Raw genomic sequence first — 13992 nt, 5'->3', positions numbered from 1 at the left:
ATCTTATGGGGTCAGTCCCATATAAGAAGGGCCTTTTTATTATTGTTTTTAGTTCCTCATCAGCTCTTTTATTTTTATCTTTTTGCTCATCTTTTTCACCTCGCACTTAATAGCTCAAGTTCTTATCTAATACAAAAAAGCCCATTATTGGGCTGCACTTTAGAGATCTGCTATCTTACGCTGACGGAGTCTGATAATAAGATACAACTCCTATTATTGCTAACACGATGAATACGGCTAGGATGCTCCATAACGTTATTTTAACGCCTTTTGTCATCTTATGCCCCTCACTTTTTATTAAGTTCCAACTGGTCTTTCTGCAATTTGAATATCAGTTCCGACTGGTTTTTCACTAAATTGAATGTCTGACTGAGTAAACAAACTAGCACCAGCAGCTAACCCACTTAAGATAATAGCTGTAACAGACACACGAAGTATTAATCTTTTCATCCTATTCCCTCCAACTGCCTCATTTTCTTTTCGGCTAAAATAGCTCGCTTAGAAAATTCAAGAGCATCCTTATAACATTCTTTCTCCTCGCAGTACTCAGAGATAATCAAGGAAAGGTCAAGAACACTGTCTAAGTCATTCTTTTCTTGAAGGAAATGAATGTAGCTCCAACATTGCTCAATGGTTTCGTTTTGATTATCTTGAAGAAGTGCATAAATGATGTTTATTTTAGCCTCATACACTTTATTCTCTTTCTGGTATAAATTTTCCTGTCCTTTTTTGTAATAATATACAGCTTTATCTTTTTGACCCATGAGGAATAACTCTTTGGTAGCCATGTAAAGAGAGTTAATGTAATAGACTGATTGTCGCCACTCTTTATTTCTTATGGCTTTTCTCAGTGCGTTGAGGCAGTCTTGGGATCTGTTTGCTGCTGAGTAAGTAATACTTAAATTGTGATGGATTTGCGCTTCGAAAAATTTATCATCAAGCTCTTTTGAAATTCTAATGGCTTGGAAATAGGCTTCTTCAGCTTTATCAGATTGTCCAAGATCTGTATAGTTAGTTCCGACAACCATCAATGCTGTTGCATACTTCCTTTTGTAATTTTCATTCCCTTTATAAATGTTGAGTGCGTTGTTTATATAATTTAATGAAACGATACTTTGCCGGAGCATCATGTACATTGATGCCACTTTAGAATAAAACTCAGCGACTTCAATTTCATCAGGAATGATCGATAACTTTTTCTCAGCAATTTTAAATAAGCTTATGGCATTCTCAAAGTTTCGATTGTAGGATTCGTATAACGCCTCAAATAAAAAGAAGTAGTACTCTATCATGTTATCTGTTTTTTGAATTTCTCTCGCATGTCTTTTGTTGAAGTAGGAATGCTTTGGGAAATCTGTTCCTTTAACTTGGTACATCATCATTTTATGTCTATCTTCAAGTAGAGAATAATACATCAATACTTCCTGGTCTTCTTCCATGTCATCAAATAAAAATTTGACTTCTTTAAAATATTTTTCAGCAGCCTCAACATTCTGCTGTTTTATGGCCATATACCATTCATTTAAGAAATTAGCAACGTATTCAGAAGCAAGTTTACTCATAATAAACCCCTCTTTCTGTCAAAATTCTAAATTATCAAACAAATGTTAGCACAACTTTAACATTAAAATATAGAAAAAATTTTCGACATAGCGCAATTCTGCTTTCGTGATGACGCAATTAAACTCAAGGGATAATATACCTAAATTTTCAGGGTGCGAAAGAACAGATCGCCTAGGTCTTGTATATCGATTATAAGGAAATGTCCTTTTTTGGACAATGAATTGAGTAAAAATAACTATTTCTATTGGAGGATTTCTGGTATTTGTCCGATCTTAAAGCCGTTAACTCTCCTAAACTATGGTAAAATTTTGAGTATTGAGTGTCAGAAAAAAGGAGAATGGTATGAAGGTATTTGAAGCAAAGTCATTACTTTCTGAAGCGGATAAACGTGCAAAAGAGTACAAGGAACTCAGATCACAAATGGTTAAGCTCAGTAAAGCATTTAAAGACATAGCAAACTTAGACGACAGCGAGTTTTCCGGTAAGGGCGCAGAAAACATTAAAGCTTTTTATCATGATCATGTCGGTGTTACAGACCAATGGATCGATCTGATTGACATGAAAATTGCCTTCCTTACAAGTATCTCTGATGTTGTAGAGGAAGCCAGCTTATCAGATGCATACGTCGAGGAGTCTTTTTTAGAGCATGAACTTGCAAATGCATATAAGAAATCAAAGGCTATTATGTCCGAACAGAAGAAAGCAATGAAGGACATTCTGAACGATATTGACGATATCCTACCACTTGATTTGTTTTCAACAGAAAACTTTAAAGATGAACTTGCCAGTGCAGATAAGAAACGTGAAAAAACAATTGATAAAATTGGAGAAGTAGATGATGATTTAACAACTGAATATGCACTAACAGAGCCTAACGAACAATTCATTCAGCAAGATTTTAAAAAGCTGCAGGAATCTACAGGCAAAGGGAAGAACGCTACACCAATTCACTACAACGCCAAAGCTTATCGGGAAAGTGATATACATAAGAAAAAAGGCGATATTGAAAAACGTACTGAAGCTTATTTGACGATTAAGAAGAAGGAAGAAAAAGAACGAGAGATTGAAAAACTGAAAGAAAGACTAAAGAATTACGATTATGCAGATGCCGATGAATTCTATTCAATGGCCAAAACAATTGGGTATGAAAATCTGACAGCAGAACAACAAAGATATTTCACACAGATCAAAAACACCCGTGAGCTAATGGCTGGAGCCAAAGGTACTGTTACAGCTCTTTATGATATGACAGCTGAAACATTAGACTATATGGCACACAATCATCCTGTCGACATGTTTATTAATTCTGCAGTTGCAGTTTATCACTATGATTCCACATTTAATTCAATTAAAGATGCAATAATAACCTCCTATATTAGGGACGTAAAGAACGGAGACGCAGAATCAACAGCTCATTGGATTACATGTGCAGCAGTAAACATATTTGCTTTAAAAGGTGCTGGTTCAGTTGCTAAAATAGGAGTGAAAACAGCTGGAAAAGCTGCAGTCAAAAAAGTGTCTAAAAAACTAGATGAAACTCCTGATCCACTAACAGCAATTAAACCGTTTGTCATGCGAGATGATGTTGTTGTAGCAGGTGGCATGCCGTATAATGTCATCAATGATGTGAGCGCAAAAGACAGGCTGCTCCAGCTTGCTAAAAAATTAGATGAGAGCAGAAAACCTTTTACAGGTAAGGAAATAAATCTTCCTTGGTTAAATAAAGAAAAGTATCGTGCTGTTGAAATAGACGGCAAAGTAAAGGTTAAAGGTGAAGTTAGAGATGTAAGCCGGAGAGTTTATACCTTAAAGGACATTGATATTAATCAAAAAACTCCAAGAGGAAAAACCAATCTTGAATTAATGAAGGATGGTAAATCTCCTTATGCTAAAGACGGAACACAAATTAACTTACATCACCTCATACAAGAAGAAAGTGGAACATTGCTTGAGATTCCTAACAGTTTACATACAAAGTATAGTGACGTGATACATGGCCTAAAAGGTAATGGCGAAAGCTTTAGGAATGATGTTTACCTGGAGAAACAATACAATAACTTTAAGACAAGGTATTGGAAGTGGAGAGCAAAACAATATGAGAAAGAATAAGGGGTTATAAACCATGGATTTTTATTTGAAAGTAAAAGAATTCTTAGCTGAAAATGCAAAGGAAAAAGATTTCACAGGTGGAATTAGCGAAGATAAGATTTTGAAAATCGAACAAGATCTTCAAGTCAAACTTCCAGATAGCTACAAATGGTTTCTTAGAAACTATGGTTCTGGCGGGGTTTATGGAATCGATTTATTAGGCTATGACTTTGGTGGTGCTTCAGTTGTTGAAACAACCAGGGAATATCGTGAGTATAGGGAACTGCCAAGTGGTTTAGTAGTTGTAGAACATGTTGATTTTTTTGGATATTGCTTAGATACCAATAAAATGAACAGTGAAAGAGAATGTCCAGTTGTTATTTGGAGTGAATTTGGCGGCTATAAAGAACTTGATTCGGCACATTTTATAAAGTTCTTTTATGAAAGACTTCTTGAGATGAAAGAAAACTGGGAAGAAGATGAAGATTGGGACGATTAAGTCAGAAGGATTGCAATGCAGAGCCCCTCACTATGTGAGAGGCTTTTTTATTACTACAATTTCGCTTCAATTTTCGCTTTAGTCTTAGGCCCATAAATGCCGTCAGCAACCAATCCATATATGGATTGGAACCTTTTGACTGCATTTGCTGTTTTCGGTCCATACACGCCGTCAATGCCGTTATTTTTCGCCCCTTTGTTCGGATAGAAATAAAGGGCAGCAAGAGCTTTTTGAATCTGCCTTACGTCATCCCCTTTTCGCATAGGATTTGTGACTTTATATATGCCCGAAGGCAGCACATATGACATTTTTTTGCTGCTTGGTTTAGCGCTTGGGGTGCTTGATCCTTCAAGCTTTATCTTTTGGCCAACTGTGATTTTATTCGGATCTTTTATGTTATTCCAGCTCTGAAGGTTCGCCACACTCACCCCGTGCTCTTTTGCAATTGCGGAAAGAGTATCTCCTTTTTTGACTGTATAAGTGCTTCCTGCAGCTTTAGACGCAGATGACGACGGTTTGGATGTTGTCTTTCCTCCCAGCGCATTCAATTCTGCTTCAATGGCAGCCTTAACCTCGTCCCATCTTCCCTCTGATAAAATTCGATGCGGACAATATTTGCCGTTCCAGTCTTGATGCTTGCGGACACGGTCAACGCCCCATCCTCGTTCTTTAAGCAGCTGTGCCACAAACTTAATAGCTAGCTTTTCCGTCGCCTTATATCGTGCGCCTCCTGACTTACTGTAACAAATTTCGACACCAATCGACTTACGATTACCTGTACCGTTTGTTCCATCTCCTGTGTGCCATGCGTTACGATTTAACGGCAGCCCTTGAATAACCTCTTTGTCATCAACAGCAAAATGAAAACTTGTCGAGCTTGTATTCCCGATCATATAGCTGATCTCTTTAGCAGCTGACGCATCATTCGCTGTATTGTGGATGGTAATGTATTCAGCGTCCATATAGTTCGGACATTTCAAAGCGTATTTAGCTTCTGATACAAGATTCTTTTTAAAGCGTATTTAGCTTCTGATACAAGATTCTTTTTCACTGTGATTGTCATATTCATTCTCTCCATTCATTTTTAATATAGAAAAATCCGCCGGTTTATCCAGCAGCGTCATTTTGTTAGATTGTTTTGTTTAAGAACTGCTTTTTGTTGGTGCCCTTTTGCTGTCACATAATTGTTTTTAAACCATGCAGCAAGTGTCGTACCGATCATGAAGATCAGAGAGCCAGCAGTGTAAAGAGCATCCGCAAGCTGATTCACCTGATCTTCTGAAATATCCAACGGTGACTTACCAAGCATCAGCTTTGTCGGGAAATTGTCGGCAATTAATGATTCAAAATAAAAAAAAGAACAGGTTTTATCCTGTCCTTTTTGATTCATTTCTTACTATTATCATCTAATCTTAGAACAACAATGCTCAATAAGATCAAACCAATAAACGTACCGTACTTCCCTGTGTCTAAATGTGTGAGTGGAGCTATAAAATATTCAATTATAAATATGATTATAGCAATAGAAACTAATATACGATTCATTTATTAATTAACACCTCGTTTATGCATTTCTCCATGGCACAACAATCGTAGTGCCAATTAACCAATGATAAGAGATCCCGTACTTACCATTTTCGGAAACCTTCTTTATTGCCCATTTACTCGCCCACAATGCTCCGGCAAGAGCACCTGCGTACACAGAGATTCCTGGTAACTTTTGAAGCAATGCCGCGATACCAGCAATGGCTCCGGTAGCGTTAGGGCTAAGAAAAACAGTTGAAAAGCCATAACGAACCTCAAATGTTTTCAAGCTGCCCAGCAGTGCTTTCGGTTCATACTTTGAACGATATTTTCCGTTCAGTATTTATTACATCTTTTTAGAACGGTCATAGAAATCGGTATGCATAAAGGTGAAGCAGCAACTCTTCAATGGACAGATATCAATTTAAGAGAGAATTACATAGACATTAAAAACACCTTAGATTTCTCTGCAAAAACAGCTAATGAACTCTTCGGCAAAACTAAAACGTATGAATCCAAAAGAAGAATATCAATAGGCACTTCCCTTTCCGCTGCTTTACAAAAACATAAGAAATGGCAATTTGAGAATAAACAAATGTTACAGGATGATTATAAGCATGATCTCAATTTGGTATTTTGCAGAGTTGACGGGAATTTTTTACCTAAGTCCACTCTTTTTAATGCGTTTAATCGTATTTTAAAACGAGCTGATATCAATAAAATGCCTATCCATGCATTACGGCATACACATGCTGTTTTACTTTTAGAGTCAGGCGCTGATATGAAATACATTCAAGAACGTTTAGGACATAAAAGCATGATGGTAACTGCCGATGTTTATTCACATATTAGTAAGAAGCTTGACCAAAATCGAATAAAGGATTACGAGAAATACGTGTCCTCAATTGTGGAGTTAGATTCATAACTTCAAATTTTTTTGGTCATATTTTGGTCAAGGACCAAAAATATCTATCTCTTAATCTGATGACCAAAATTTAAAAATCCCCTGACACCAATAGTGCCAAGGGATTGAAAGATTAATATTGAGACATATACTGTTCGCGCTCCCAAGGATGAACTTGCGTACGGAACATATCCCACTCGATTTCTTTTGCTTCGATGAAGTGTTCGAAGAGGTGCTCGCCTAGCGCTTTGACCATGACTTCGTTTGATTTGAATTCTTCTAGCGCTTCCGCAAGTGTTGCAGGAAGGTCAACGATTCCGTTTTCCATGCGCTCTTCTTTGCTCATGACGTAGATGTTGCGGTCGATTGGAGCTGGCGCTTCTAGTTTGTTTTTAATTCCGTCTAAGCCTGCAGCAAGCAATACGCTAAGTGCAAGGTACGGGTTAGCAGCCGGATCTACGCTGCGGACTTCAACACGTGTGCTGATGCCGCGGGAAGCCGGGATACGGATAAGCGGACTTCTGTTTTGCGCGCTCCATGCAACGTAGCAAGGCGCTTCATAGCCAGGAACAAGACGTTTGTATGAGTTTACTGTCGGGTTTGTTACTGCTGTAAAGCTTGTTGCGTGCTTCACGATACCTGCAATGAAGTGTTTCGCTGTTTCACTTAACTGAAGGTCTGCGTTTTCGTCATAGAATGAGTTAACACCATCTTTGAAGAGTGATAGATTACAGTGCATACCGGAACCGTTCACACCGAACAATGGTTTTGGCATAAATGTCGCATGCAGGCCGTGTTTGCGGGCAATTGTTTTCACAACTAGTTTAAACGTTTGGATGTCGTCACAAGAGCGGACTGCGCCAGCATATTTAAAGTCGATTTCGTGCTGGCCAGGCGCTACTTCATGGTGAGACGCTTCGATTTCAAAGCCCATCTCTTCAAGCTCAAGAACGATATCGCGGCGGCAGTTTTCTCCCAAGTCAGTTGGAGCCAAGTCAAAATATCCGCCTTTGTCGTTTAGCTCAAGCGTCGGCTCGCCTTTTTCGTCTAATTTGAATAAGAAGAATTCAGGCTCAGGCCCTAGGTTGAAATCACTGAAGCCTAGGTCTTCCATTTCTTTCAGAATCCGTTTTAAGTTGTTTCGCGGGTCACCTTCGAAAGGTGTGCCATCCGGATTGTAGATATCACAGATGAAACGTGCTACTTTACCTTTTTCAGCTGTCCATGGGAAGATAACAAATGTATTCAGATCTGGATACAGGTACATGTCTGACTCTTCGATGCGAACGAACCCTTCAATAGAAGAACCGTCAAACATGACTTTATTATCAAGCGCTTTTTCAAGCTGGCTTACAGGAATCTCAACATTCTTGATTGTTCCAAGAATGTCAGTAAATTGAAGACGGATATACTTCACATTTTCTTCTTTTACTAATTTTACGATATCTTCTCTAGTGTACTTTGCCATTTCGTAAAACTCCTCCTCTAAAAGGTAAATGTATATAGCAAAACAGTTGCTAACGGATTAATGAAAGAAGCGGGACATGTCGCCTTGGCGGAATGTATTCCCTCTTTGAAAACGGCCGGCTTGCATGAGCTCGTTTTTCAGGAGCTGTCTCAGTTCGTCATCGGACAGATCATGTTTCATTGGTTTTTTCGGCTTCTCGTTTTGTTTTTGCTCCGGCTCGGCTTCCGCTTTCGCCAGAATCTGTTTAATTCCTGCCATGTTTACACCTTGTTCAATCAGGTGCTTGATTTCTAACAGTTTATCTACATCATGAAATGAAAATAATCGTCTATTCCCTTCGCTTCTAGCTGGAAATATCAGTCCATTTTCCTCATAATATCGAATTTGTCTTGCTGATAACTCCGTTAACTGCATGACAATTCCTATTGGAAATAAAGGCATTGAGCGGCGAATATTATCACTCATCTCAATTTCCTCCTTTTCTTAACTTAGTTTCATTATAGGTGATGTTATATAATGTGTCAATACTATGTAAGGATTCTTAACATCAAATTCAGTGAAATTTTTAAAAAATTTAAATTAATTGCTTTTCCATCAATGAATCCACTGCACTGCATATGGCATTCTTCACATGCGAATAGGTTAATCCACCCTGAACATACGCTACATACGGCGGGCGGATAGGGCCATCTGCTGATAATTCGATGCTTGCTCCTTGAATAAATGTGCCTGCTGCCATAATGACATCATCTTCGTATCCTGGCATGTAGGCTGGATAAGGCGTCACATGGGCGTTGATCGGCGATGCAAATTGAATGGCTTGGCAAAAGGCAATCATCTTTTCTCTGTCAGAAAACTCAACGGATTGTATCAAATCTGTCCTTTTCGCATCCCACTTCGGGTTAGAATTGAAGCCCAGCTTTTCAAGAAATCTCGCTGTAAACACCGCTCCCTTTAAGCTTTGAGACACAACGTGAGGCGCCAAAAAGAATCCTTGATACATTTCTTGGAGCGAGTAAAGAGATGCTCCTGCTTCTCTGCCGATGCCAGGTGACGTCATGCGGTATGAGCAAACTTCAATCCATTTCGCTTTTCCGACGAGATAGCCTCCTGTTTTCGCAAGACCGCCGCCGGGATTCTTAATGAGAGATCCCGCCATCAGATCGGCTCCGACATGGCAAGGCTCAAGCTCTTCCACAAATTCTCCGTAACAGTTGTCCACAAAGACGATCAAGTTTTCATTGATTTCTTTTACAAAACGAATCATTTCTTTTATTTCACTAATTAAGAAAGAAGGACGATTCGCATATCCTTTTGAGCGCTGAATGCCAATTACTTTCGTCTTCGGATTGATCGCAGCGGCGACTGCATCATAGTCTATTTTTCCGTCTTCCGTCAGATCAACCGCATTGTAGCCAATTTGAAAATCCTTTAACGATCCAGCGTTTTCTCCACCTCTGACGCCTACAATTTCCTCTAGCGTATCATATGGCTTGCCCGTTATATAGAGAAGCTCGTCCCCCGGTCTGAGAACACCGAACAAAGCAATCGAGATGGCATGCGTGCCTGAGATAATTTGCGGTCTTACAAGCCCCGCTTCTCCGCCAAACACATCCGCATAAATGCTTTCAAGCGTATCTCTTCCCATATCATCATAGCCGTATCCAGTCGACGGCGTGAAATGAGTGTCGCTTACTTTGTGTTTTCTATAGCTTTGAAGCACTCTCCATTCATTGCGCTCGCTCATTTCTTCTATTTGTTTATGAACACCGGCAATGTCCGCTTCCACTTCCATTGCCGTTTTTTTCAATAATTCTCCGTGTGTTAATGTGTCAAACATGTTTTGAATTTCCTTCCTACATATACTTCTTTAATTCACCGATAATGCTTTGCTCTTCCTGTACATAGCCTGATATGTCGTACCGTTCATTTTCTTCATTAAAATAGAAGCGATCAACCATCGTTTCCGATTTGATTTTGGAAAGGAGCTTCCCTTCACTTGCCGGCACATGCGCTTCAAATGACATTAACAGCTCTTGGCGCAGATAGCGCTGAATCGCTTCTTTAAACGCATTAGCGTCTTCCTCAAATTTCGCGCTGACCATAATATGATCCCTTCCGGCAGACGGTATAAAATCAGGCAGTTTTTGATCACGTTTATTGTAAGCCGTCAGCATCGGAATATCATCGGCGTCAAGCTCCTCGAGCAACCGAAGCACTGTTTTTTCATGTCCTACATAATCCTCATTTGAAGAGTCAATCAAGTGCAGGATCAAATCCGCTTCTTTTACTTCTTCAAGCGTTGATCGGAATGCAGCAATCAGTGTTGTCGGAAGATCCTGAATAAACCCTACTGTATCTGACAGAAGCACGCTATAGCCGCTTGGCAGAACCATTTTCCTGGTCATTGGGTCCAGTGTGGCAAACAGGAGATCTTCTTCATAGCTGTCAGCACTTGTCAGGCGGTTGAACCATGTAGATTTCCCCGCGTTTGTATATCCGACAAGTGCAATTTGAAGCACACCGTTTTTCTTTCTTCTTTCACGGTACCGGCTTCTATGGCGAATAACGGTTGAAAGCTGTGTGTTAATTTCGTGAATGCGATTTCTGATATGGCGGCGGTCGGTTTCCAGTTTCGTTTCCCCGGGTCCTCTCGCCCCAATTCCTCCGCCTTGACGGGAAAGATTGATCCCTTGTCCCGTCAGCCGCGGAAGTGCATATTGCAGCTGAGCCAGCTCAATCTGAAGTTTGCCTTCTCTCGTTCTCGCCCGCTTTGCGAAAATATCTAATATCAATTGCGTTCGGTCAATCATCTTTACTTCAATCGCTGTTGCCAATGACTTCAGCTGACTTGGCGACAGCTCATCATTAAAGATAAGGAGGTCAGCTTCAAGTTCTTCCACCAGTGCCTTTAGCTCCTCTACCTTCCCTTTTCCTATATATGTAGCGGCGTCAGCCCTGTTCCGTTTTTGTGTGACGCTGGTCAATACTTTTCCGTCTGCTGTTTTTGTCAGAGATGCAAGTTCTTCCATAGAATTTTCAAAATGCTCATCCGTGATATGCGGCAGCTGACATCCGACTAAAATAGCTTTTTCTTGTCTAGTTTCCTGTTCGTTCAAATGGATGTTCCTTTCTTTTGCATATTGGGCAGTAGTATTATCATACCAAACCCTGCATGTCTATACCACAAATCGATTGCTTTGAAAAGCAAGAAATACAAGCAAAAAACAGACCTCTCGAAAACTGAGAGGTCTATACAGAGCCAGACGCTTCTTCTTTAATGGAAAGATCTTGGCTTTTAATGGTCATCAAATCGCTTTTTAAGTATTGATCGCCCATTAAAAGCCTCATGGCTTGCGCTCTGATCGATTTTTCGATCACATTCCTGACAAAACGGCCATTGCTGAATTTAATGGGACTTGTCGTGCTTTTGACTGTCATTAAGTAATCTTTCAATTTCCATTCCGCTTCCTGACTGAGCTGGTATTCCCTATCAGCGATCATGCGTTTTGCAATCTCCATGAGCTGGGTGACAGAATAATCCGGAAAATCAATGGAAATGGGAAATCTTGATTGAAGACCGGGGTTTAACGAGAGAAAATGATCCATTTCCCTAGAATATCCGGCAAGAATCAAAATAAACTCATGCTGTTTGTCTTCCATATGCTTTACAAGTGTGTCGATTGCTTCTTTTCCAAAGTCCTTTTCGCCGCCTCTTGCCAACGAGTAGGCTTCGTCTATAAACAAAATGCCGCCTAACGACTTTTTGATTAAATCTCTCGTCTTTTGAGCGGTGTGGCCGATATATTCGCCGACCAGATCAGCCCGCTCCGCTTCTATCAGGTGGCCTTTTGACAGGACATTCATTTCAAAGAACAGCTTGCCGATCAGCCGTGCAACCGTCGTTTTTCCTGTCCCCGGATTTCCTTTAAACATCATGTGCAGCGCTTGCTTTCCCACCTTTAAGCCTTGCTCCGCGCGTTTTTGGTTCACAAAAATCCAGGCGTATATTTCCTTGATGTTGCGTTTCATTTCCTCCATCCCAACCAGTGCGCTCATCTCTTTTTCAATTTCCTTCAAAATGCCGTGCTTTGCTTCGTTTTTTTGCAATGCAGCTTGATATTCCGCCTCTGCCTCAGCATTCGTCAGCACCTGCTTTTGCCCGTTAAGAATAATGTTGATCTGTCCGTTGTTTTTGTATGTCACAGCGCGCTCCAACATTTTCACCTCTCTGTTCTCTCTATATGATATTCAAGCGGATGCCGTTTGTGACAAACGCCTATCATGTGTCGAAACAATTGCTTTTCTCGGGAATAATAAGGAATCTTGCGCTTTCCCGAGAAATACTTTATTTCTTATTGTATTCACAGACATGAGGTGGACAAACCAAGAGATTTTGTTTTTAACAATTTTGTAAGGAACACTGAGCTATGAATATGGTGATATGCCATTGTGACATATAAACCTCTTTATCACGGACACTTCCTATATCGTTTTTAACAGCTCAAATGAATCTCTCAGCGGAAGATATCCTCCGAAGCTGTGTTCTTTGTCCGCTGCGCACCCTGTTTGGCATGGCACTTTTGGTCTTGGACAGGGAGCGAGCCATAAATACGAATTGATCACACCTGTCAGCATATTGATCGGGCTTAATTTGCTGTCTTCATCTTAAGATACCTGAGACATTTTTTCTTCTATTAATAAATAGATGTCTTCAGCGACACGTTTTCCTTGCCTTTTTCTTCTCAGCATATACCAAATGCCTAACGCTAAGCTGAAGACAAGACGGTATAAGCGGAAATAAAGCGAAACCCATAATTCTCCCAAACAAATGACATATTCACATTTTTCATTCAGATAGAATCTGCTGTCGCTCCATGTTGAATTGTGCGCTTTCCCGAGAAATAATTTCACTTGCGAAAGGGTTGTTTCCTCATTTTTCAGACGAATGATAATCGTACAAGCCAGAATCGTATTTTTTCATATCATGTAATGAGGTGATGAAGAATGGTTAAGATTTTTATTGATCCTGGCCATGGCGGGTCCGATCCAGGCGCAACAGGAAATGGCCTTCAAGAAAAAACGTTAACCCTGCAAATCGCTTTAGCTTTGCGTACGATATTGACAAATGAGTATGAAGGCGTTTCTTTGCTGCTGAGCCGGACAAGCGACCAATATGTCAGCTTAAGCGATCGCACAAACGCTGCTAACAACTGGGGAGCCGATTTCTTTTTGTCCATTCACATTAATTCCGGGGGCGGCACAGGTTTTGAAAGCTATATTTATCCGGGTGTGGGAGCCCCGACGACGACTTATCAATCGGCAATTCACTCTGAAGTGATACAAGCTGTCGACTTTGCAGACCGCGGCAGAAAAACAGCAAACTTCCACGTCCTAAGGGAGTCGGCAATGCCTGCCTTATTGACCGAGAACGGCTTCATCGATACCGTTGCAGATGCAAATAAGCTGAAAACAAACAGCTTTATTCAAAGCTTAGCGAGAGGCCATGCAAATGGGCTGGAGCAAGCCTTTAGCCTTAAAAAGACATCCAACTCAGGATTATATAAGGTTCAGATCGGTGCATTTAAAGTAAAAGCAAATGCGGATTCACTCGCAAGCAGTGCCGAAGCGAAAGGCTTTGACACGATTGTCGTTTTAAAGGATGGGTTATACAAAGTACAGATTGGCGCATTTTCATCCAAAGACAATGCAGGCGCTCTTGCTGCCAGAGCGAGAAATGCCGGCTTTGACGCTATTGTGATTCTAGAATCCTAGTCTAGACGTGGACGAGCGTCTTATAAAAAACCCGGCTCCTTGGTCTTACCCCTGTCAAGTAGACAGCCACAAAAAGCCTAAGCAACCAGTGTGTTACGGTATTCTACCGGAGCACACTGGTTTAATTTTTTCTGGAATCGTTCGTGATTATAGAATTGAATGTAATCTTCA

Annotated in this window: 15 protein-coding genes and 1 pseudogene; 4 read left to right on the top strand and 12 right to left on the bottom strand. The window is 40.3% G+C overall.

Annotated elements, in window-relative coordinates:
* Positions 1-297: 297 nt before the first annotated feature.
* Positions 298-450, bottom strand: a complete 153-nt coding sequence (locus MOF34_RS20780) for a PhrK family phosphatase-inhibitory pheromone (RefSeq protein WP_014479495.1) — start codon at positions 448-450, stop codon at positions 298-300.
* Positions 447-1562: a Rap family tetratricopeptide repeat protein gene (locus MOF34_RS20775; protein ID WP_268401591.1), complete on the bottom strand. Its 1116-nt coding sequence runs from the start codon at positions 1560-1562 to the stop codon at positions 447-449. The genes MOF34_RS20780 and MOF34_RS20775 overlap by 4 nt, the downstream gene beginning before the upstream one ends.
* A gap of 343 nt (positions 1563-1905) precedes the next feature.
* Here MOF34_RS20775 and MOF34_RS20770 point away from each other — a divergent pair, with 343 nt between their 5' ends.
* Positions 1906-3672, top strand: coding sequence for a T7SS effector LXG polymorphic toxin (locus MOF34_RS20770; RefSeq protein ID WP_268401589.1), 1767 nt, complete (start codon positions 1906-1908; stop codon positions 3670-3672).
* 13 nt (positions 3673-3685) lie between these two features.
* The gene (locus tag MOF34_RS20765; RefSeq protein WP_268401587.1) at positions 3686-4150 is read left to right on the top strand and encodes an SMI1/KNR4 family protein; all 465 of its coding nucleotides are present in this window, start codon (positions 3686-3688) and stop codon (positions 4148-4150) included.
* Between the two features lie 53 nt (positions 4151-4203).
* Here MOF34_RS20765 and MOF34_RS20760 read toward each other — a convergent pair whose 3' ends face one another.
* The 3 genes and pseudogenes from MOF34_RS20760 to MOF34_RS20750 form a co-directional block, all read right to left on the bottom strand.
* Entirely contained in the window at positions 4204-5172 is a 969-nt protein-coding gene (locus MOF34_RS20760; protein WP_268401594.1) for an N-acetylmuramoyl-L-alanine amidase, read from the bottom strand.
* Between the two features lie 98 nt (positions 5173-5270).
* Positions 5271-5540, bottom strand: coding sequence for a phage holin (locus tag MOF34_RS20755; RefSeq protein ID WP_419901040.1), 270 nt, complete (start codon positions 5538-5540; stop codon positions 5271-5273).
* A gap of 174 nt (positions 5541-5714) precedes the next feature.
* Positions 5715-6017: pseudogene (locus MOF34_RS20750) on the bottom strand (hypothetical protein); the annotation flags it as partial.
* On the opposite strand from MOF34_RS20750, the gene MOF34_RS20745 reads away from it, so the two are divergent.
* Positions 6000-6599, top strand: a complete 600-nt coding sequence (locus MOF34_RS20745; RefSeq protein ID WP_268401593.1) for a site-specific integrase — start codon at positions 6000-6002, stop codon at positions 6597-6599. The pseudogene MOF34_RS20750 and the gene MOF34_RS20745 sit on opposite strands and share 18 nt — an antisense overlap.
* A 112-nt stretch (positions 6600-6711) precedes the next feature.
* Here MOF34_RS20745 and glnA read toward each other — a convergent pair whose 3' ends face one another.
* From glnA to MOF34_RS20715, 6 genes are all read right to left on the bottom strand, one after another.
* A complete protein-coding gene (glnA, locus tag MOF34_RS20740) occupies positions 6712-8046 on the bottom strand; it encodes a type I glutamate--ammonia ligase (protein WP_019714494.1) in 1335 nt (444 codons plus the stop codon).
* Between the two features lie 57 nt (positions 8047-8103).
* The gene (gene glnR, locus MOF34_RS20735; RefSeq protein WP_019714493.1) at positions 8104-8511 is read right to left on the bottom strand and encodes a transcriptional repressor GlnR; all 408 of its coding nucleotides are present in this window, start codon (positions 8509-8511) and stop codon (positions 8104-8106) included.
* 109 nt (positions 8512-8620) lie between these two features.
* Entirely contained in the window at positions 8621-9886 is a 1266-nt protein-coding gene (locus MOF34_RS20730) for an aminotransferase class I/II-fold pyridoxal phosphate-dependent enzyme (protein WP_268401583.1), read from the bottom strand.
* 16 nt (positions 9887-9902) lie between these two features.
* Entirely contained in the window at positions 9903-11165 is a 1263-nt protein-coding gene (gene hflX, locus MOF34_RS20725) for a GTPase HflX (RefSeq protein WP_268401581.1), read from the bottom strand.
* Positions 11166-11298: 133 nt separating this feature from the next.
* Positions 11299-12267, bottom strand: a complete 969-nt coding sequence (spoVK, locus tag MOF34_RS20720; protein WP_019714490.1) for a stage V sporulation protein K — start codon at positions 12265-12267, stop codon at positions 11299-11301.
* 447 nt (positions 12268-12714) lie between these two features.
* Positions 12715-12960, bottom strand: coding sequence for a hypothetical protein (locus tag MOF34_RS20715; RefSeq protein ID WP_268401580.1), 246 nt, complete (start codon positions 12958-12960; stop codon positions 12715-12717).
* Between the two features lie 93 nt (positions 12961-13053).
* Between MOF34_RS20715 and cwlC the strand changes: the two genes are divergently transcribed.
* Entirely contained in the window at positions 13054-13821 is a 768-nt protein-coding gene (gene cwlC, locus MOF34_RS20710) for a sporulation-specific N-acetylmuramoyl-L-alanine amidase (protein ID WP_268401578.1), read from the top strand.
* Between the two features lie 77 nt (positions 13822-13898).
* Here the strand turns inward: cwlC and MOF34_RS21135 are convergent, their stop codons facing one another.
* A complete protein-coding gene (locus tag MOF34_RS21135) occupies positions 13899-13982 on the bottom strand; it encodes an IS3 family transposase (RefSeq protein ID WP_080475114.1) in 84 nt (27 codons plus the stop codon).
* Positions 13983-13992 lie beyond the last annotated feature (10 nt).

The sequence above is a fragment of the Bacillus sp. T17B1 genome (assembly GCF_026796395.1).
GTDB classification, from domain to species: domain Bacteria; phylum Bacillota; class Bacilli; order Bacillales; family Bacillaceae; genus Bacillus; species Bacillus spizizenii_A.
Note: the sequence above shows the minus strand (reverse complement) of the source record. Positions and strands in the feature narration are given on the sequence as shown.

Bases quoted from the DNA above. Each gene is read 5' to 3' on its own strand.
- spoVK (WP_019714490.1), bottom strand. From the start codon at position 12,267: ATGTTGGAGCGCGCTGTGACATACAAAAACAACGGACAGATCAACATT.
- MOF34_RS20775 (WP_268401591.1), bottom strand. From the start codon at position 1,562: ATGAGTAAACTTGCTTCTGAATACGTTGCTAATTTCTTAAATGAATGG.
- MOF34_RS20765 (WP_268401587.1), top strand. From the start codon at position 3,686: ATGGATTTTTATTTGAAAGTAAAAGAATTCTTAGCTGAAAATGCAAAG.
- MOF34_RS20780 (WP_014479495.1), bottom strand. From the start codon at position 450: ATGAAAAGATTAATACTTCGTGTGTCTGTTACAGCTATTATCTTAAGT.
- MOF34_RS20770 (WP_268401589.1), top strand. From the start codon at position 1,906: ATGAAGGTATTTGAAGCAAAGTCATTACTTTCTGAAGCGGATAAACGT.
- glnA (WP_019714494.1), bottom strand. From the start codon at position 8,046: ATGGCAAAGTACACTAGAGAAGATATCGTAAAATTAGTAAAAGAAGAA.
- MOF34_RS20755 (WP_419901040.1), bottom strand. From the start codon at position 5,540: ATGAATCAAAAAGGACAGGATAAAACCTGTTCTTTTTTTTATTTTGAA.
- glnR (WP_019714493.1), bottom strand. From the start codon at position 8,511: ATGAGTGATAATATTCGCCGCTCAATGCCTTTATTTCCAATAGGAATT.
- cwlC (WP_268401578.1), top strand. From the start codon at position 13,054: ATGGTTAAGATTTTTATTGATCCTGGCCATGGCGGGTCCGATCCAGGC.
- MOF34_RS20730 (WP_268401583.1), bottom strand. From the start codon at position 9,886: ATGTTTGACACATTAACACACGGAGAATTATTGAAAAAAACGGCAATG.